General features: G+C 67.7%; 16 protein-coding genes. 5 read left to right on the top strand and 11 right to left on the bottom strand.

The annotated features are described in order from the left end of the window. Positions 1–60 precede the first annotated feature (60 nt). On the bottom strand, positions 61–1,347 hold the full coding sequence (locus ACQ143_RS10450; RefSeq protein ID WP_449570623.1) for an aspartate aminotransferase family protein: 1,287 nt from the start codon (positions 1,345–1,347) through the stop codon (positions 61–63). 115 nt (positions 1,348–1,462) lie between these two features. On the opposite strand from ACQ143_RS10450, the gene ACQ143_RS10455 reads away from it, so the two are divergent. Together ACQ143_RS10455 and ACQ143_RS10460 are read left to right on the top strand one after the other, a co-directional pair. Next, entirely contained in the window at positions 1,463–2,437 is a 975-nt protein-coding gene (locus tag ACQ143_RS10455) for a phosphotransferase (RefSeq protein ID WP_449570624.1), read from the top strand. Positions 2,438–2,451: 14 nt separating this feature from the next. Then, positions 2,452–3,096 (top strand): GntR family transcriptional regulator, encoded by a 645-nt coding sequence (locus ACQ143_RS10460; protein ID WP_449570625.1) that lies wholly within the window; start codon positions 2,452–2,454, stop codon positions 3,094–3,096. Positions 3,097–3,120: 24 nt separating this feature from the next. Here ACQ143_RS10460 and ACQ143_RS10465 read toward each other — a convergent pair whose 3' ends face one another. After that, a complete protein-coding gene (locus tag ACQ143_RS10465) occupies positions 3,121–4,203 on the bottom strand; it encodes a LacI family DNA-binding transcriptional regulator (RefSeq protein WP_449570853.1) in 1,083 nt (360 codons plus the stop codon). Between the two features lie 364 nt (positions 4,204–4,567). On the opposite strand from ACQ143_RS10465, the gene ACQ143_RS10470 reads away from it, so the two are divergent. Beyond that, positions 4,568–6,049 carry an aldehyde dehydrogenase family protein gene (locus tag ACQ143_RS10470; RefSeq protein WP_449570626.1) on the top strand — a complete coding sequence of 494 codons (1,482 nt, stop codon included), beginning with the start codon at positions 4,568–4,570 and terminating at the stop codon, positions 6,047–6,049. A 102-nt stretch (positions 6,050–6,151) separates the two neighbouring features. Here the strand turns inward: ACQ143_RS10470 and ACQ143_RS10475 are convergent, their stop codons facing one another. The 9 genes from ACQ143_RS10475 to ACQ143_RS10515 all read right to left on the bottom strand — a co-directional run bounded on the left by ACQ143_RS10475 (position 6,152) and on the right by ACQ143_RS10515 (position 16,927). Further along, positions 6,152–7,204 carry an ABC transporter ATP-binding protein gene (locus tag ACQ143_RS10475; RefSeq protein ID WP_449570627.1) on the bottom strand — a complete coding sequence of 351 codons (1,053 nt, stop codon included), beginning with the start codon at positions 7,202–7,204 and terminating at the stop codon, positions 6,152–6,154. Further along, complete coding sequence (locus ACQ143_RS10480; protein ID WP_449570628.1) at positions 7,201–8,220, bottom strand: ABC transporter ATP-binding protein; 1,020 nt, start codon at positions 8,218–8,220, stop codon at positions 7,201–7,203. Before ACQ143_RS10480 ends, ACQ143_RS10475 begins: the two co-directional genes overlap by 4 nt. Continuing rightward, positions 8,217–9,113: an oligopeptide ABC transporter permease gene (gene opp4C, locus ACQ143_RS10485; protein ID WP_449570629.1), complete on the bottom strand. Its 897-nt coding sequence runs from the start codon at positions 9,111–9,113 to the stop codon at positions 8,217–8,219. The genes ACQ143_RS10480 and opp4C overlap by 4 nt, the downstream gene beginning before the upstream one ends. Next, the gene (locus ACQ143_RS10490) at positions 9,110–10,072 is read right to left on the bottom strand and encodes an ABC transporter permease (protein ID WP_449570630.1); all 963 of its coding nucleotides are present in this window, start codon (positions 10,070–10,072) and stop codon (positions 9,110–9,112) included. The genes opp4C and ACQ143_RS10490 overlap by 4 nt, the downstream gene beginning before the upstream one ends. Positions 10,073–10,243: 171 nt before the next feature. Continuing rightward, positions 10,244–11,884 (bottom strand): ABC transporter substrate-binding protein, encoded by a 1,641-nt coding sequence (locus tag ACQ143_RS10495; protein ID WP_449570631.1) that lies wholly within the window; start codon positions 11,882–11,884, stop codon positions 10,244–10,246. Positions 11,885–12,172: 288 nt separating this feature from the next. Further along, entirely contained in the window at positions 12,173–13,780 is a 1,608-nt protein-coding gene (locus tag ACQ143_RS10500; RefSeq protein ID WP_449570632.1) for an N-acyl-D-amino-acid deacylase family protein, read from the bottom strand. After that, positions 13,780–14,877 carry an alanine racemase gene (locus ACQ143_RS10505; RefSeq protein ID WP_449570633.1) on the bottom strand — a complete coding sequence of 366 codons (1,098 nt, stop codon included), beginning with the start codon at positions 14,875–14,877 and terminating at the stop codon, positions 13,780–13,782. The genes ACQ143_RS10500 and ACQ143_RS10505 overlap by 1 nt, the downstream gene beginning before the upstream one ends. Next, positions 14,877–15,911 (bottom strand): hypothetical protein, encoded by a 1,035-nt coding sequence (locus ACQ143_RS10510; RefSeq protein ID WP_449570634.1) that lies wholly within the window; start codon positions 15,909–15,911, stop codon positions 14,877–14,879. The genes ACQ143_RS10505 and ACQ143_RS10510 overlap by 1 nt, the downstream gene beginning before the upstream one ends. Next, complete coding sequence (locus ACQ143_RS10515; RefSeq protein ID WP_449570635.1) at positions 15,908–16,927, bottom strand: NAD-dependent epimerase/dehydratase family protein; 1,020 nt, start codon at positions 16,925–16,927, stop codon at positions 15,908–15,910. The genes ACQ143_RS10510 and ACQ143_RS10515 overlap by 4 nt, the downstream gene beginning before the upstream one ends. 170 nt (positions 16,928–17,097) lie before the next feature. On the opposite strand from ACQ143_RS10515, the gene ACQ143_RS10520 reads away from it, so the two are divergent. Continuing rightward, complete coding sequence (locus tag ACQ143_RS10520) at positions 17,098–17,886, top strand: SDR family NAD(P)-dependent oxidoreductase (protein ID WP_449570636.1); 789 nt, start codon at positions 17,098–17,100, stop codon at positions 17,884–17,886. Beyond that, the gene (locus tag ACQ143_RS10525; protein WP_449570637.1) at positions 17,883–18,653 is read left to right on the top strand and encodes an SDR family NAD(P)-dependent oxidoreductase; all 771 of its coding nucleotides are present in this window, start codon (positions 17,883–17,885) and stop codon (positions 18,651–18,653) included. Before ACQ143_RS10520 ends, ACQ143_RS10525 begins: the two co-directional genes overlap by 4 nt. Positions 18,654–18,702 lie beyond the last annotated feature (49 nt).

Below are 18,702 nucleotides of genomic sequence, written 5' to 3' on the forward strand. Positions count from 1 at the left end.
CACGAACGATACTGCTGGCGAGTACCCGCTCGAATCACTCGACGCGAGGTGCCCCGCGCGCTAGGACGACGACGCTTCAACGGCCTCTTCGAGGGCTCCGCGGTACGCGTCCCGGAGGATGGCGACATGCTCGGGTCCGAAGACGAGCGGCGGGCGCACCTTGAGCACGTTCTCGAACTGGCCCGACACGCTCGTGAGCACACGTCGCGCGCGGAGGCCGTTCGTCACGCGCGAGGCAAAGGCCGGATCGGGTGTCAGCAAGCCGTCCGGATGTACGAACTCGACCCCCGCGTAGAGGCCCTCACCGCGCACCTGGGCGACCGCCGAGTTGCCCGCGCTCGCGTCCGTGAGCGCGTCCCTCAGGAGGGTGCCAACCTGCGCGGCGTGGTCCACCAATCCGCCGGAAACTCGCGCGAGCACCGCGCGCGCGGCGCTCATGCCGACCTCCGCGCCCGCGAAGGTGTTGAAGTACCGCACGTCCTGCCCAAAGCGGCGCATGACCCGATCAGTGCCCACCACGCCCGAGACGGGGAAGCCGTTCGCCATCGGCTTGCCCAGCACCACCATGTCGGGCTCCAGGCCGTGGCGTTCGAAGCCCCACCACGAACCGAGGCGGCCGAACCCGGCTTGAACCTCGTCGGCGATGAACACGCCGCCATGCGCGCGGACGATATCTGCGGCCTCGCGGAGGAAACCCACCGGCTCCAGTTGTAACCCGTCACTCGACAGCGACGTGTCTACAATCATGCCCGCGAGGCTGATACCGTCTTCGCGGAACTTCGCGATCGCCAGCGTCACTCGCTCGGCGAACTGCGCTGCGGCCGTCGACGGATCATCCCGCAACATGTCGGGGGCCCGCACGAGCGCGGTCGTGGCCGGGAGAACGTTGTTTCTGCCGAGGCTGGGGGAGATTGCCGCGGTGGCCGTCGTCGTGCCATGGTAGGCGTGCTGTGTGACGATGACTCCCTGCGCGCCCGTCTCGTAGCGGGCGATGCGGGTCGCGAGGTCCACGGCCTCGCTCCCCGAGCAGGCGAAGGCGACTCTGTGGAGCGGAGCGGGAAAGCGCGCGAGTAACTCTTCCGCGTAATCGACAGTGAGCTCCTCAAGGTAGCGCGTGTGGGTATTGAGCGTCCTCATTTGGCATGCGACGGCGTCGGCGACCGCGGCGTTCGCGTGCCCGACGATCGGCACGTTGTTGTACGCGTCGAGGTAGGCGTTGTCCTCCCGGTCGAATAGGAAGACGCCCTCGCCACGTACGAAACTCACCGGCGTCTCGTAGAAGAGGCGGTACATGGGGGCAAGCGAATTCATCCGGCGCTCGAGCAGGCGCCTCTCGTGATCCGTCATCTTCGCCGTGTCCGCGCCGTCAAACGCATTCGCCATATGCGAAGTTCGCACACTCTGCTCCCTTGGTCGGTAGATCTATACCCTACTATTGGTGACCAATATGAGACCCCCTGTCATGCTAACCGCCGAGGATGTCGCCGATGTCCTTCGCCGCGGGTACGAGCTGGATCCGATCGAGCTCTCACGGCTCGGGAGCGAGATAGCGGACACGTTCCTCGTCGTCACGGGGGGTGGGCGGTACGTGGTCAAGGCTCATCACGTCGACACCGATGATGCGCTTCGCGTGTTCGAATGGCAGGGGGAGGTTCAGCGCCTATTGCACGCAACCGGCCAGCCCGTCCCGGACTGCGTCCTCGCCCGGGACGGCCGCGTCACCTACGCCGACCGCTCCGCGCCGACGTCATTCGCGGTGCTAGTGATGGAGTGGGCCGATGGTCAGCCGCTGATCCAGGTGGAGGCGGACTCGGCACTCCTGCACCGGATCGGTGCGGCCGCGGGCAGGTTCCACCGAACTCTGCAGTCGGCGCCGCCACCGCCCGTAGCTAGCCTGCACGACTGGGATGTGCGACGGCTGGAGGAGCGGCTCGAGACGTGCATTCCGCTTCTCGGTGCCTCCTCCGTGCAGCAGGCGTGTGCGTGGGCGTTGGGTGTTCTGAAGAGCTCGCACGCGATGGAGCGGCTGGCCGCTCTGCCCGCCGCCATGATCCACCAGGATCTCAACGATTCGAACATCCTGCTGACCCCGGAGAGGGGCATCGCGGCTATCCTGGACTTCGGCGACATGACGTCCGGGCCGCGGGTTGCGGAAGTCGCCGTGTTAGCCGCGTATCTCTCCAGACGGGCAAGTGATCCAGCTCCGGCAATCGGTGACGTGCTGGCCGGCTTCGAATCGGAGGTCCCCATGGATGTCGCGGAGACGTCGGTCGTGATGCCCCTGGTCGCCGGGCGCCTCGCGCTCAACCTCGCGTCGAATGCGCTGCGAGTGAGGGCGGGCCGTCGAGCTGAGTACGCGAATGAGCGGATCACCGGATCGTACGAAACCCTCGAGCGGCTGTCCGCCGCCGGCCTGTCCGCGCCGGGTGCACGATGACTCCCGACGAGTCCGTGAGCGCGCCGGAGACGGTCGCGAGCGCCCTGCGCAGCGAGATCCTCGCCCTGCAATGGTCGCCAGGGACCCCGCTGAGGGAGGTGTCGCTCAGTGAGAGATTCGGCGTCTCCCGCCGTTCTGTCCGGGAAGGGCTGCGCATCCTCGCCGCCCAAGGTCTCGTGACGCTGCGGTTCAACGCGGGCGCCTCAGTGCGAGAGCTGTCGGCGGCTGATATCCACGAACTCTACGGCATCCGCAAGGTTCTCGAAGGCGCCGGGGCAGACAACTGCACGCACGCACCGGATGAGGAGATCGCCCGGGTAGATGCGGCGTTGCGCCAGCTCGCCCTGTCCGCAGACACCATCCCGGACTCGGAGTTGTACGCCCAGCACGACATGGAGTTCCACGCCAGCGTCATCGGCTTGATCGGAAACAGCAGACTCCGGGCGGTCTTCGACGATGTGCGCGTGGGGATGGTCTACGCCATCCGGGTCCTGCACCACGATGAGGCATCGAACGAGGGGCGCGCGGCGCAGCAGTTCGACGAGCACGCCGCCATCGCCGACCGTATCCGCGCGCGCGACGCTGTCGGAGCACGCAGGTCCGTCCTCCGGCACATCGAGGTCAACGAGGCGCGGCTGCTGCAGTTGATGGAGGAGTGACCGCCCGCACGATCGGGCGACGCCTTAGTTCGCGGTCGTAATGTTCGGTGCGGCGGTCGTGGTGCGGACGATGAGCTGTGGTCGCAAGACGATCTCGACGGGCTCCGCGCTGGCCAGGCCCTCGATGCGCTCAAGGAGAAGGTTGAGCGCGCGGCGCCCCATCTCGGCCGCAGGTTGCCGGACCGTCGTCAGCCCGACCTGGCGCAGCGATGCCGCGGGGACGTCATCGACACCGACGATGGAGACGTCTTCGGGCACGCGGAGGCCGGCATCCATGACGGCGTCGATCGCTCCGAAGGCGACCATGTCGTCGGCGCAGAACAGCGCGGTGGGACGGCGGGGAGTGTCAATCAACTGAGCCGCCAACCGGTGGCCGCTGTCGCGGGTGAACTGCCCGTGGACGACCCGATCGTCGGTGAGCTGGATGCCGCGTTCGCTGAGACCGAAGCGGAAACCGTCGCGTCGGGCCCGATTCGTGGAGGTGGCTTCAAGCCCGCCCACGAAGGCGAGTTCGACGTGGCCGAGGTCGGCGAGGTGGTCTGCTACGAGTCGGCCGGCCTCGAAGTTGTCGATGCGCACGGCGTCAGCGGTGACTCCCGACACGGTGCGGTTCACCATGACGACCGGGATCTGGTCCATGTTCACCTTGGTGAGCGCGTCACGTCCGTCGATGAGTGTCGAGGTGAGGATGGCGCCGTCGATCTGGTGCTCGATGAGCAGGTCGAGATAGGACGCCTGGAGGTCGCGGTCTTCCTGGGTGTTGCACAACAAAACGTTGAATCCCCGTTGCGCGGCGGCACCCACAATCGATTCGATCACTTCGGGATAGAAGGGGTTGGTGATGTTCGACACGACGAGGCCGATGAAGTTGCTGCGGCCCGTGATGAGGGTGCGTGCCGCCGCATTCGGGGAGTAGCCGAGCTTTGCCATCGCGGCATGCACGCGTTCGTGGGTCGCCTTGCTGATGCTGCTGCTGTTGTGCAGAACGCGCGAAACCGTCGACTGCGAAACGTTGGCTTCGCGGGCGATGTCTTTGCTGCTCGGGCGGTGTCGCCGGGCATGTCCGCTGCGGTCGGGCGCGGAGCCGCCGGCGTCACCGCCGTCCATCGCGCTCACTCGCTTCGATGTGTACGGGCATCTCGGACCCTCATTCTTTGGACAGTAGGGAGTTTGGCGTGCGGTGGCAATCCTCGCCAGCCGTCTTCTGCTCCGCCGCCGACGGCAAGCTCGGACGCGGAAGAGCGGTCAGTGCGGGGGCGCGGGCCGACAGAGTAGTCGATGCATAAGACCCTGCTCTTCCGGAGAATGGCGCGAAGCGGACGTGACCTTGACAGCGGCATATCTCGCGTCGCTGCCGTCTGACGAAACCGGGCCTGATATTCGGGCCAGGTTCATGTGATACTACGTATGCACGGACACTGAACGCAACCGCGAATCGACGCAATACGAGACACGAAGTCGGAGATCCTCTGTGACCATCGCCCCACCTGCCCTGCGGAACGAGCTCTTCGTCGGCGGGGGCTTCGTCCCCGCGGTCGACGGTGCCACATTCGAGACATTCAACCCGGCCACGGGGGAGTTGATCACGCACGTTGCCGCTGGCGGACAGGCGGACATCGACAGTGTGGTGGGAGCGGCGCAAGCGGCGCTCGACGGCCCATGGGGCCGCATGGCGCCGGAGGATCGTTCCCGGATCCTGCATCGCATCTCGACCCTTCTGATCGAGCGCGCCGATGAACTCGCGCACCTCGAATGCCTCGACCTCGGCAAGACCCTCGCGGAGTGCCGCGCAGGCGTGATCGAGGCGGCCCACTGGTTCGACTACTTCGCCGACATGCCGCAGCACTTGCGCAGCGCCGTCGTGCCCACGCGCCAGGGCCAGTTTGCGTTCACCCGCCGGCAGCCGATCGGCATCGTCGGGCTCATCACGCCCTGGAACTTTCCGCTTCCCCTGTATGGGATCAAGGTACCCGCCGCGCTGTCGATGGGCAACGCGGTCATTCTCAAGCCCGCTGAGCAGACCCCACTCACGGCGCTGGCGCTCGCCGAGATCATCGCGGAGGCCGGGATGCCGGCCGGCGCGTTCAACGTCGTCACCGGGCTCGGGGCGGTGACGGGCGAGGCCCTCGTCGACCACCCCGCCGTGGGGATGATCTCGTTCACGGGCAGCACGGAAGTGGGGCGCCGCATCGCGGCACGGGCGGGCGCTCTGCTCAAGCCGGTCGCGTTGGAACTGGGCGGAAAATCGCCCAACATCGTCTTCGACGACGCTGACCTCGACGCGGCCGTCGCGACGAGCCTCTTCAGCTTCGCCACTAACCAGGGCCAGCTCTGCAGTGCAGGCACCCGCCTGCTCGTCGCCGACGGCATTCGTGACGAGTTCCTCGAGAAGCTCGTGGCGCGGGCCGAGTCGCTCGTCGTCGGCGACCCGTTCGATCCGGCGACGACCCTCGGTGCCGTCGTCACACCGACGCAGCTGCGCCGGATCGAGGAGTACGTCGAGGCCGGGCTGGCCGAAGGCGCACGCGCTCTGACGGGCGCGCGCCGCCCCGAGGTCGCCGGTCACTCCGGCGGGACCTTCTACACCCCGACGATCTTCGTCGACGTCGACCCTGCGACGAGGATCGCGCAAGAGGAGATCTTCGGCCCCGTGCTGGCTGTACTGCCCTTCCGCGACGAGGATGAGGCCGTTCGACTCGCCAACGACGTTCCCTACGGCCTTGCGGCCGGGATCTGGACGAAGGATCTGTCGCGCATGCACCGCATTGCGGAGCGCGTCGAGGCCGGGATCGTCTGGGGAAACACGATGCACGCGCTGTCGCCCGGAGCGCCGTACACCGGCTGGAAGCAGAGCGGCCTCGGGTTCGAAGGCGGGCCAGAGCAGGCCGAGAGCTTTACCCGTTCGAAGATCGTCTGGATCAGCTTGGACGGAACGTCGCCGCGATACGACTGACGCTCTCGTCCCGGGGTGAAAGAAAGCGCGCCCGCGGGACCACACGCACCGAAGGAGGGGCTGCCGGATACTTCCCCGGCAGCCCCTCCTTCGTCCTTCGCGTCAGCGGGCCCCGAGCGTCACGGCGACGGGCTCGCCCGGTGCCGTGGCGAAGTGGCACGCGCTCGGGTGCTGCGCGCCGTTTCGCGCGATGAGGTCGGGCTTGTCGGTGCGACACAGTTCCTGAGCCCGCCAGCACCTCGTGTGGAAGCGGCATCCCGGAGGCGGTGAATCCGGTCGTGGCACCTCTCCGCTCAGGATGATGCGTGCTCGCTCGCCACGAAGGCTCGGATCGGGCTCTGGCGCCGCGGACAACAGAGCCTGCGTGTAGGGATGGCTGGGGTTCGTGTACACGTCGGCGACCGTCCCCGTCTCGACGATGCGGCCGAGGTACATGACCGCGACCCGATCGCACATCTGTCGTACGACGGCGAGGTCGTGCGAGATCATGAGCAGCGAGATGCCCGTCTCCCGCTGCAGGCGACGCAACAGGTTCACGATCTGGGCCTGGATGGAGACGTCGAGGGCCGAGAGCGGCTCGTCAAGCACGAGCAGCTTGGGCGAGAGGGCGAGCGCGCGCGCGATCGAGATGCGCTGCCGCTGGCCCCCCGAGAACTCGTGCGGATACCGGTCGGCCATCGATCCGCTGAGCCCCACGAGTTCGAGGAGTTCTTCCACTCGACCCGCTCGCTGGTCGCGAGGCGTGCCGTGCACCTGGATCGGTTCCGAGATGATCGACCGCACCGTGTGCCGCGGATCGAGCGAGGCGAACGGGTCTTGCAGGACGATCTGCATGTCGCGGCGCGTGGCGAGGAGATCGCGGCGGGCGAGGGTCGTCAGCTCGACGCCGTCCAGCTTGACCGAACCGGCCGTCGGCTTGATGAGCTGGAGGATGGCACGGCCAGCAGTAGACTTTCCGCATCCGCTCTCGCCGATGAGCCCCAGAGTTTCGCCCCGTCCGATGTCGAGATCGAGTCCCGACACCGCCTGGACGGTGCCGGTGTGCCGCCTAAGCACGCGGGAGCGGATGGGAAACTCCACGCGCAGACCCGACACCGACAGCAACGGCTCCGGATCGCGCGTCGTCGAGGTTGTGGTGATCGATGCGTCGGTCATGTGGCTTCGACCTTCCCGCCGACCAGTGCCGGCCTCTCGCCTGCGAAGTGGCAGGCAGTTCTTCTGCCGCCCTCGAAGAGCGCCAACGGCGGAATGACATCCGTGCACACCGCTCGGCCGCGGGAAACCTCGCATCGCGGAGCGAACGCGCATCCGGGAGGGGGCGGATCGAGCGAGGGCGGCTGACCCGGGATCGAATACAACTCGGCGACCTGCTCGTCGAGGCGCGGCAGACTCGCCAGCAGCCCGGAGGTGTAGGGATGGAGCGGCTCAGCGAAGATCGGCTCGACGGGCGACTGCTCCACGATCTTGCCGGCGTACATGACCAAGACCCGGTCGACGGTCTCGGCCACGATCCCCATATCGTGCGTGATCAGCACGATCGCGACACCGGTCTTCTCCTGCAGATCTTGGAGCGTCTCGAGGATCTGAGCCTGCACCGTCACGTCGAGCGCCGTGGTCGGTTCGTCGGCGATCAGCAGCGAGGGCTCGTTGGCCAGCGCCATCGCGATCATCGCGCGCTGCCGCATGCCCCCCGAGAACTCGTGAGGGTACTGCCCGACGCGCACGCGAGGGCTGGGAACCCCGACGAGGTCGAGGAGCTCGACGGCGCGGGCGGTGGCCGCTCTCGCAGAGATCCGCTTGTCGTGCACGCGGATGGCTTCGGTGATCTGCCAGCCGATCGTCTGGACGGGGTTGAACGAGGTCGCCGGGTCTTGGAAGATCATGGCGATCTCCTTGCCCCGGTACGCGCGCATCTCCCGCTCGGACAGATCCATGAGCTCGACGCCCCGGTATTTCACGCTTCCCGAGATATGGGCGTTGCGTCCGAGGAGGAGGCGCATCACCGCGTTCATCGTGACGCTCTTGCCTGACCCGGATTCGCCCACGACACCGACCGTCTCGCCCTCGGCGATGTCGAAGTCGACCCCACGCACAGCCTGCGCGCGTCGGCTGCCCGCCGTGAACTCGACCGCGAGGTCGCGGACGGAAAGGAGAGGGGTATTCGTGCTCATGCGCTTTGCCTCGTGTCCAGAGCGTCGCGCAGCCCGTCGCCCACGTAGTTGATGGCGAGTACCGTGACTGCGATGATGACGCCCGGCGGCAGCCAGATCCACGGCTTCGTCGAGAGAGTCGTGAGGGATTGCGCCGCGTGGAGCATCCCGCCCCAGCTCGCCTCGGGCGGGGGAACGCCCAGGCCGAGGAACGAGAGTGCGGCCTCGAGCAGCACGGCCTCGGCGACCAGGAGCGTCACGGCGACAGTCAGGGGCGAGAGCACACCCGGCAGGACGTGTCGTGCGATCAGGAACGGATTGCTCGCCCCGATGGCGCGGCCCGCGACCATGAAGTCCTGATCTCGCAGCACCCTAGTCTCCTGCCGCACGATGCGGGCCGTGATGGGCCAGTGCGTCAGCGCGAAGACCACCACGATCGTCGTGATGCTCGGTCCCCACACGGCGACGACGAGGATCATGAGGATGAGCGACGGGAAGGAGAGGACGATCTCCGACAGGCGCATGATCACGCCGTCGAGGAATCCACCGTAGTAGCCGGCCATGAGGCCCAGGACGAGTCCGAGCGCGCCCGTCGAGACCGCCGTCGTGAGACCCACCGTGAGCGACACGCGGGCGCCGTAGAGAAGGCGGCTGAGAATGTCGCGGCCCGTCTCGTCCGTGCCCAGGAGGTGGAGGGCACTGGGTGGCTCGCTGGTGGCGTAGAGGTCGATCGCGTTCGGATCATGCGGAGCGATCCAGGGCGCGACGATGGCCACGACGACGAGGGCGAACAGGATGACGACACTGACCACCGCGAGGCGGTGGCGGGTGAACCGGCGCAGCGCCATGGCGCCGGGCGAGCGGTCGCCCGAGCGCGACGAACGGGTCTTCCTCGTGCTGATGATGGCGCTCACAGGCGGATCCTCGGGTCGAGCAGCGCCGAGACGATGTCGGCGATGATGTTGAAGAGCAGGACGAAGACCGCGCTGAGCATCACGACGGCCAGGATGATCGGGTAGTCGCGGCTCGTGATCGCGTCGTAGACGAGTTTGCCCACGCCGGGCCAGGCGAACACCGTTTCGATGACCACGGTTCCGGCCAGCAGTGCGGGAGCCTGCACCGAGATGACGGTGATGAGCGGCACGAGAGCGTTTCGCAGGCCGTGGCGCACGACGACGCGCGAGCGGGACGCCCCCTTCGCCGTCGCGGATTTGATGTAGTCCATCTGCATCACGCCGATCATGCTCTGTCGGATGTATCGCGCATACGGCCCGGCCAGCACAGTGGCGAGCACGAGGGCGGGCATCGTGAGGTGCCAGAGCAGGCTTCCGAGGGTCTCTGCAGAACCCACGCTGTAGCGTCCGCCGCTGGGGAACCACCCCAGGCGCAACGCGAAGATGTAGATGCAGATGAGGCCGAGGAAGAACACGGGGATGGAGATCGCGACCATGCTGACACCGACGGCGGAGTAGTCGAACCACGTCTTCTGGCGGAGGGCAGCGATCACGCCGATCGGCAGGGCGATGACGATCGCGATGGCAAGGCCCGCCACGATCAGCAGCGCACTGGATCCGATCCGCGAGCCCAGCAAGTCGGCGACCGGCAGGTTCTGGGCGTAGGAGTAGCCGAGGTCGCCCCTCAGCAGCCCCGCCATCCACAGCAGCCACTGCACCGGGAGGGGCTGATCGAGGCCGAACTGCTTCGTGACCGCCTCGATGTAGGCAGCGGAGTCGGGGCCGGTTCGAGCGTCGGGCGGGATGAGCATGTCCAGCGGCGACCCCGGGAGCATGCGCACGAGCACGAACGCCGCGAGAAGAATGCCGACCAGGACGGGGATCGCGATGGCAAGGCGGCGGCCGAAATAGCCGATCATCGACGTACCCACTCAGCTCTGCAGTGCGACGGGCGGGCGATGGCGCGGACTACTTCCATGCGGGTGATCTCTCTCTCTGTGCGCACGACCTCGGACAGCGATGCAGGTGGAGTGCGCGAGGGCCGCGCACACCACCTGCATCCGATGGAGGTCAGTCAGCGGGTGGCAGGCCTAGCTCCACGTCCACCTTCCGATGTCGCTGAACACCGTCGTCATCCAGCCGTTGGCTTCCGGTCCGACGAGGCGTTCGTCGTGTGCCTGGTTCAGGTCGACGACGTAGATCGCGATCTCCGTCGGGTCCTGGTTGAGCGTCGCCAGGATCGACTGGTAGGTCTCGGCACGTTCTGTGGCGTCAGTCTGCGTCAGGCCGAGCGCGAGCAGGTCGTCGACGTCGGGGTTGCAGAACTGGCTCGTGTTGGAGCCCGCGGGATACCGGTTCGCGCACGCGTAGTAGTTCGCGAGGCTCCCGGGATCGACCGCGAAGTTGGCGCCGTTGATCCAGAAGCCGTCGTAGCCGGAGGTCTCCGGTTCCTGGATGCGGCTCAGGAGGTCTGCGGTCGAGACGTCGACGAGGTCGACCTTGATGCCGACGTCGGCGAGCTGCTGCTGGATGATGGTGAAGGTCTGCGCCGTGAAGGCCGGCGACTCGGAGTTGCGCGTGAGAATCGACAGGGTCGTGTCGGAGTCCCAGCCCGCCTCGGCGAGAAGGTCCTTGGCCTTGTCGGGGTCGAACGGGTAGGCGGTGACGCCGGAGGTCGGGAAGGCCCAGTCCGGGCCCAGGAGGCGGTAGTTCTCCTCGGTGACCGTGCAGCTGCCGCCGAGCACGCGCTCACAGATGGTCTCGCGGTCGATCGCGTAGGTGATCGCCTGACGGACGCGGACGTCCTGCATGTTGGGCGAGACGTAGTTGAGCGCGAGCACGTCGGGGTAGACCTGGGGGGCGGAGGCGACGGTGATGCCCGAGATGCCAGACACCGTCTCGAGGTCGGCCGGCGCCACCGGCGAGATGTACTGCACCTCGCCCGTCTGCAGCTGAGCGATCGCCTGGTCGGCGGTGAGGTACTTGAGCACCAGCTTCTCGAAACCGGGCGTTCCTCCCGGCCAGTTCGGGTTGGCTGCCGTCTCTGCGGACTCGCCGAGCGCGAACGAGGTCAGGGTGTAGGGCCCGGCCGAGACCGGCCACTCGGTGAAGTAGGAGCTGTTCTTGATGTTTGCCAGCGTCTCGCCGCCCAGCACGTGCGACGGAAGCAGCGGCTGGTAGGCACCGATCAGGGCCCACTGGGTCGGCCAGATGGCGTTCTTCGCGTCGAGCTTGATTTCCAGCGTCTGCTCGTCGACGACCACGAGGCCGGGGGTCGCGAGCTCTTCGAGAGGTGTGCTCGTGTCTTCGCCGAGCTCGGTCTTTCCGACGATGGGGCCCACCGCTCCCGCGTTGGCGCCCACACCGGGTGCCAGGTATGCGGCGAGGCTCTGGCGGAGGTCCTCCGAGGTGATTGGCTCGTCGTCAGACCACTTCATGCCGCTCTTGAGTGTGAAGGTGACAGTGAGCGCGTCGTCCGAGACGCTCCACTCTTCGAGCAGATCTGACACGACCTCGTTGGCGCCGTTGATGTAGAGGATCGGCGCCGCGATCGCGCTGAGGGTCTGGCTCTTGCCCTGCGCGGATCCCGTCAGAGGGTTGAGGTCGGCGATCTGGGCCTGCGCTCCGACCACGAGGACGTCGCGGGCCTCCGTGCCGGGCGTCGAGCCGCCTTCTGTCGAACCGCCTGTGCAGGCCGTGAGCAGCAGCGCTGCCGCGCCAATGGCAGCCAACCCTCCTGCAAGCCGAGATCTCATGGACGTCATTTTCTATCCTCCGTGGATGTGCGCGGCTCCGCATGGCTTCCATAGGGTGCTGCGTACGTTGTCTGGCTGTGGAGCAAGCCGCCTCACGCCATCGTGCAGAACGAGTAATGCATACGTAACACTAAAAGAACGTAATCGTCAATAGTTTCCGGCGTGTGAGCCGAGGATGACCGGCAGGTAACACGAGAGAAATGGCTGGTCCCCGCGAGGAAACACGGCGGCATCGTATGCACTGGCGGGTCCTCGTGAGGTGCGTTAGTACGAGGTCGAGTCCGTGCGGGTGTGGCCGAAGTGCGCCCGTGTCCGCCGGAGTCCGCGGCCCGGCAGGGCGCCGGTGACCGTTCCGGCGCGCAGCGCGACCTCGCCGTTGACCACGACGTGTCGCATACCGGTGGCGAGTCCGTCCCGACCGGCGCCCGGGGCGGCGCCGAATGTCTCGGCGTCGAAGATCGTGATGTCGGCTACCATGCCGCAGTCGATCAGTCCCCGATCGAACAGGCCGTGCCGCACGGCGGATGCGCGCGTGGCATGGTGCACGGCCGACTCCAGCGAGAGGAAGTCGCGGCCGCGGACGAAATCGCCCACGAAGCGGGCAAACGCGCCGGTGCGCCGAGGATGGGTTCTTCCGCGCGCGTAAATGGCGTCGCTGCAGGCCAGGTGTGCTTCGGCGCTGAGCATGGCCTTGACCTGAGCGATCGCGAAGTCGTCGCCGTCATCCACCCCCAGCACGAGCACCTGGAGATCGTTGTCGATGAGGAGGTCACAGACGAAGTCGACGATCTCTTTCCCGATGGCTCGCGCCGCGACATCGATGCGGAGACCGTTGAGGAGCGCGTCGTGGATGCCGAGGTCTCCCGCGAGCTCGAGGCGAGCCCATGCGGAGAAGTCGTGGTCGAGCTGCTCGCGAAGTCGCCTACGCGCGGCCGGATCGCGGAGCCGCCCCGTGACTTCCGCTTGGGTTCCCGCCAAGATCCACGTGGGCAGGAGGACCGTGAGAGACGTGCACCCGAACGCATAGGGGTAGCCGTCGAAAGTGACGTCGGCCCCTTGCGTGCGGGCGGTGGACACGATGTCGAGCAGGTCGCTCGCCGGGCGGTCCGGCGCATCCGGCCGCAAGTGGCTGATGTGGGTGGCGGCGCCGGATTCTCGCCCGATCTGCAGCGCCTCCCGCAGCGCAGTCTCCATGCCGTCGGCGTAGCGGATGTGTGAGACGTAGAGGCCGCCGAACTCCGCGACGGCACGGGCCAAGCAGATCAGCTCCGCGGTGGAGGCGAACCCAGACGGCGCGTAGTCGAGCCCCGACGACAAACCGAGGGCTCCCTCGCGCATCCCCTGGCGGCAGATCTCTGTCATCTCGGCCAGCTCGACGGGCGTCGCCGTGCGGGCATCGCTGCCCATCACCATCGCGCGGACGTTGCCGTTGGGGATGAGGGTCGCCACGTTCACGGTCGAGGCGTGGTCATATCGCTCGAGGAACTGTGCGATCGAGGCGGGTTCGACCTGTGTCGGACTGTCGTAGAGCGGCCCCAGGGCGCGGCGGACGAGGGCGAGTGTCTCGGGGTCGGAGGGCGCGAAACCGGTGCCGTCCTGACCGACGATGTGCGTCGTGACGCCTTGGTGGAGGTCTGACATGCTGATCGGGCGTGCCAGGAGGGCGAGTTCGGAATGGACGTGCGCGTCGATGAAACCGGGCGCGACGACAGCACCCGAGGCGTCGAGGCGGTCGCTCGTCGCCGCCCCACTCAGGTCGCCGATCGCCGCGATGCGATCACCGATGATGCCGACATCGCCCGCGTACCGCGCGCTCCCGCTGCCGTCGACCACCTGGCCGCCGACCACGACGAGGTCGAAGCGGGCAGACATCAGGTCAGTCGCCCGCGCGCCGTGAGCTCGATGACGTCGACGACGGTGTCGCCCCGCACGCCCAGCGCGTGGTCATGGAGCACGAGCATCGCGTCGCTGTATCCGGCGACCAGGCGCACCCGCTGACCGACCGACATCCTGTCGGTTCCCGTCGCCAGCATCCCATGCTCGGCCGAGAGCGCGGTGACGGCCAGCTCGGGCGACTCGATGGAGCGGGGGAAAGGGAACGCGGCGCCCTGGCCGAGCGCCTTCGCCCCCGCATCGATCACGGCTTGTCCCGGGGTCTGGACGCTGACGACGGTCGTCAAGAGCGTGAGCGCATGCGGCAGCGGCACATGGCAGTAGTCCGAGTAGAACAGGTCCATGAGGCACCCGCCGCCCGCTTCGATCTCGGTGACTCCAGGGATCCGCGCCGTGATCTCGAAGGATCCCGTGCCGCCGGCGCTGACGATCTCGATCGCGTGACCGTCCGCTCGTAGGCGGTCGGCGGTGTCGGTGAGCAAGCCCACCGCCTCGCGGCACTCGCGCTCCTTCCGTTCCTCGGGCCAGGTCTGGAGGACGTGGCCCTCATATCCCATGACGCCGTCAAGGCGGACACCCGGGGACTCGGCGACAAGCACGGCGAGGTCTCGTGCCGCCTCATACGTGGGCACGCCGACGCGACGCATTCCCAGGTCGAGCTCGACGAGGAGGGGGATCTCGACGCCGAGTTCGGTAGCCGCCTGCGACGCCATCCGGACGTGGGCCGGGTCATCCGCGCACACCAGGACGCGGGCAGACCGTTGCAGTCCTGCGATGCGGCGCCACTTCACGGCAGAGCCGAGGTGATTTGCCACCAGGATGTCGGTGAGACCCGCTTCGACCATGACCTCCGCTTCGGCGGTCTTCGCACACGTGAGCCCCGACGCTCCGCAGGCGATCGCGAGCTTCGCGAGCACGGGGGACTTGTGGGCCTTGACGTGCGGACGCCAGTTCACGCCGCTGGCGGCGAGATACGACGCGATGTGCCTCGCGTTCTGCTCGAAGACGTCGAGGTCGAGGAGGGCTGCCGGTGTATCTACGTCGTGGATGGAGCGTCCGACGAGGCTCGATGGCATCAGCGTGATCCCTGAGGGCGGGAGGTGACCGCACCCATGAGGATCTTCACGTGCATGATGAACTCGAGCGTGATCTCGATGACATCGCCGACGCTGTCCTCGACGTACGGGTGCCAGAAGCCTTCGTCGGTCTGCGTCTCGATGTACCAGGCGGCCATCCGGTGCAGCCACTCGAGATAGACCTCTTCTCCGGTGATCTGGTAGAGGAGTGACGCTCCCCAGCTGGTCTTGCAGACGGCCGGGTACGTGAACTGTGCATCCGTGGCAGCCATGCTGAACGCCTGGTACTTGCGGGCGAGGTCGAGCAGCGCGGGGTCGCGGTCTACGAGGTAGAGCCGGCCGAGGAATCCGGCTGCGATACCGCCCGTCGTCCAGCGCTGATTGCGGTCGACCGCGTTCTCGACCACGAACCGCTCTTCCCACGCGGCATCGCTCGGCAGGATGGGACGCTGGTCGCGCCGCGACCAGAATAGGTGCATCCGCTCCGGAAGCTCGGTCTGCGCGTCGTACACGCGACGGAGGAAGCCGGCCACTTTGCGCGCTTCGTCGATCCGGCCGCAGATCAGTGCCGCGAAGCCCGGCCCGCAGGCGTAGGGGATGTCCATCTCGTCGCTGCCGGAACCGTCGGGGAGGGCGTCGTTGGCGAAACCTCCGGAGACGGGATCCTGCCACGAGAGCATGTTGTCGATGAGGCCGAGGGAGAGGTCGTACTGCTCCAGCATGTGGGCGCCGATGATGAAGGTGGAGTCGCGATACGCCCACCCGTCCAACAGGAGCCGTGCCGGTCCGTTCAGTGCGCCGTCGCCGAGCAGGTGCGTGCGCGCCCACGACATATAGGCGTTCGCCGCGTCGACCTCGCCCATGAGGCCCAGGGCCCACGCGGCGCGATGCGCCTTGAACCCCTCAGCCGGGTCGCCGATCATGCCATCTGAGGTCTGCTGCGCCGTGATCCACGCGGTCGCCCGGCGGCACGCGTTCTCGAGGTCGGCCAGCGATGGCCCGTTCCAGTCCGGGTTCCACTCGATCGCGTTCATCTGTCGCCTCCGTCGAATCGGGTTTCCATTGCTTCTGCGACCATTCCCAGCGGGTCGTGAACGGGGTGATAGCCGAAGGCCTGCTGGGCCTTCTGGCTGCTGACATACCAGCTGGGGCGGGCGATCGGGTGCGCGAACGTGTGCATCCGGCGTCCGAGCTGGGCGGCGATCGCCTCGACGAGCGTGCGCTCCGAGATGTCGAACGACCCCAGGTTGAACGCTTGACCGACAGCTTCGGGCGCATCGATCATGAGCCGCAGGCCCTGCGCCACGTCGCGCGCGTCATTGAGCATCGTGACGCTCGGCTGGCCGTCGGGTCTCACGACGAGGAACAGGTCGTCATCGTCGGCGCCGGACTCGTCCAGTATCCGGACGAAATCGGCCTCGAGGGGCGACAGCGCCGGCCGCGACCGCCACCATCGCCGCGCACCGCCGACGAACCAGCGCCGTCCGAAGGCGCTGTCGGGATCGATGAGCTCGCTCGGGACGACGGTCATGGTCGGTCGCGCGACCGTCGTGGGCATGCCGTAGGACGCCAGGAACGCCGTGCACAGCTGCTCGGCACCGACTTTGGTGGCGCCGTACACGGTTCCGGCCACGCGGGAGAACTGCTCCGTCACAGGCAGGACGGGGGAGCCGGCGGTCGCTGTGCGCCAGTAGACGGCATCGCTGCTTACGTACACGAAGCGCTTCAAGCCCGGGGCGTGGTCGCGGGCGGCGACCAGCAGGTTGTAGGTGCCGACGAAGTTGGCCTGGATGACGAGGTCGTCGGGTCGCCCGTGGGAGCTGAGCACGGCGCCGGGGTGCACGACGGCGTCGACGCCGTCACAGGCGCGCGCCAACGTGTCGCGGTCGTCCAGGCCACCGAGGAACACCAAAGCCCCCTGGGCCTCGAGCTCGCCGAGGGTGTGGCTGGGGGCGATGTCCAGCGCGCGCACGCGATGGCCTTCGCCGAGCAGCAGGCGGGCGACGTGGCTGCCCATGCGTCCACCCGCGCCTGAGATGACAACGTCCATAGCGGGGTCGCGCTCCTCTCGTCGTTTCCGGGCTCACCGGCGCGGTGCGTGCGCTTTTCTGCCGGCACGCCCCAGGGAGGTGAAGCGGGGGAGCGCTGGGCGAACGGTTGCCCGAGGTGGTTCGTAGCCCTAGTATGCATACGTATTACCTACTTCCGCAACGATGTGACGTGGAGCGCGCGACGATGATGATGAGTGTCTCTGACCCGACCGGAGGCCTTGCGGGGCGCACGGCGGTGGTGACCGGCGCGGGAGGCGGGATCGGGGCTGCCGCGGCGCTCAAGCTCGCGAGGGCAGGCGCCTCCGTGCTGCTGTGCGATCTGCCCGGGTCGCAACGGCTCGCAGGTGTCGTCGAAGCCTGCGCGGCAGAAGGGGCCGCCGCTGCAGAGGCCCGCATCGACGTCACGGATGCATCGGCCGTCGACTCGCTTTTCGCCGCCGGCCCCGCCGCTGACGCCGACATCCTCGTCAATGCGGCAGGAGTGCTCTTTCCGACGCCCTCCGACGCCATCGAGCAGTCCGAGTGGGGTCTTGTGCTGGACGTCAATCTCACGGCGCCGTTCTTGATGTCGCAGGCTGCCGCTCGCGGCATGCGGGTGCGCGGGTGGGGGCGGATCGTCAATGTCTCGTCGTCGGCGGGCAAGAGCGTCAGCACGATCGGCGGAGCCCACTACACGGCCTCCAAGGCCGGTCTGCTGGGCCTGACCCGCCACATGTCGCGGGAGCTCGCGCCGGACGGCGTCACGGTCAACGCGGTGTGCCCCGGGCTCATCGACACGGCCATGGTCCGCACGACGATCGCCGAGGATCAGGTGCGCCAGTATGCAGAGGGCTTTCCGATCCCGCGCCTGGGAATGCCCGACGAAGTCGCCGACCTGATCGTCTTCCTCTCCTCCGATTCAGCCGCCTACATCACCGGCGCGAGCATCGACATCAATGGGGGAGACCTCACCGTATGAACGCGGAGAAGCCTTCCGCCGCCCACTCGCAGGGCGTCGTCATGGTCACGGGCGCTTCGCGGGGGATCGGCCGCGACATCGCCCTCTCGCTGGCGCGCGCCGGATGGGATGTCGCGCTCTGCGGGCGTTCCGCCGACGAGTTGGGATCTGCCGCGTCCGAGGTGCAGCGATACGGATGCCGCGCGCACGTCGCGGTGGTCGATGTGCGTGATGCCGACTCGGTCGCGCGCGCCGTCGCCGACGCGTGGGAAGCGCTGGGCCCGCTGACCGCACTGGTCAATAACGCGGGGGCGCAGTGCGTGGGCCTCGCTCTCGACCTCTCTCCGGAAGATCTCGACCGCGTCGTCGACACCAATCTCAAGGGGGCCTTCCTCTGCGCGCAGGCGGTCGCCCGCCGGTGGGTGGATGCCGAGGCCCCCGGCGCCATCGTCAACGTCGCCTCCGCGGCGGCGCTGGTCGGAACAGTCGAACGTGCCGCATACGCGGCATCCAAAGCGGGGCTCGTCATGCTCACGAGGGCGTTCGCACGGGAATGGGCCGGCCACGGCATCCGTGTCAACGCCATCGCCCCCACGTTCGTCGACACCGAACTGGGCAGGCAGACGCTCGCCGACCCCGAGAGGCGCCGCGCGGTCGAGAGCGCCATTCCGCTCGGCCGGGTCGCGCGATACGACGACATCTCGCCGGCCGTCGAGTATCTGCTGTCCGACGGAGCGCGCTTCGTGACGGGGCAGGTCCTCGCGATCGACGGCGGGCTTTCGGCATGACGGCGCCCGCCGCCGGCTCGGGCACGCCGATCCCGCCACTGCCCGCACA

The sequence above is a fragment of the Microbacterium pollutisoli genome (assembly GCF_053586795.1).

Coding starts and splice junctions, on each gene's coding strand:
- ACQ143_RS10480 (WP_449570628.1), bottom strand. CDS start 8,220: ATGAGCACGAATACCCCTCTCCTTTCCGTCCGCGACCTCGCGGTCGAG.
- ACQ143_RS10465 (WP_449570853.1), bottom strand. CDS start 4,203: ATGGACGGCGGTGACGCCGGCGGCTCCGCGCCCGACCGCAGCGGACAT.
- ACQ143_RS10450 (WP_449570623.1), bottom strand. CDS start 1,347: ATGACGGATCACGAGAGGCGCCTGCTCGAGCGCCGGATGAATTCGCTT.
- ACQ143_RS10455 (WP_449570624.1), top strand. CDS start 1,463: ATGCTAACCGCCGAGGATGTCGCCGATGTCCTTCGCCGCGGGTACGAG.
- ACQ143_RS10515 (WP_449570635.1), bottom strand. CDS start 16,927: ATGGACGTTGTCATCTCAGGCGCGGGTGGACGCATGGGCAGCCACGTC.
- ACQ143_RS10490 (WP_449570630.1), bottom strand. CDS start 10,072: ATGATCGGCTATTTCGGCCGCCGCCTTGCCATCGCGATCCCCGTCCTG.
- ACQ143_RS10500 (WP_449570632.1), bottom strand. CDS start 13,780: ATGTCTGCCCGCTTCGACCTCGTCGTGGTCGGCGGCCAGGTGGTCGAC.
- ACQ143_RS10505 (WP_449570633.1), bottom strand. CDS start 14,877: ATGCCATCGAGCCTCGTCGGACGCTCCATCCACGACGTAGATACACCG.
- ACQ143_RS10510 (WP_449570634.1), bottom strand. CDS start 15,911: ATGAACGCGATCGAGTGGAACCCGGACTGGAACGGGCCATCGCTGGCC.
- ACQ143_RS10475 (WP_449570627.1), bottom strand. CDS start 7,204: ATGACCGACGCATCGATCACCACAACCTCGACGACGCGCGATCCGGAG.
- ACQ143_RS10525 (WP_449570637.1), top strand. CDS start 17,883: ATGAACGCGGAGAAGCCTTCCGCCGCCCACTCGCAGGGCGTCGTCATG.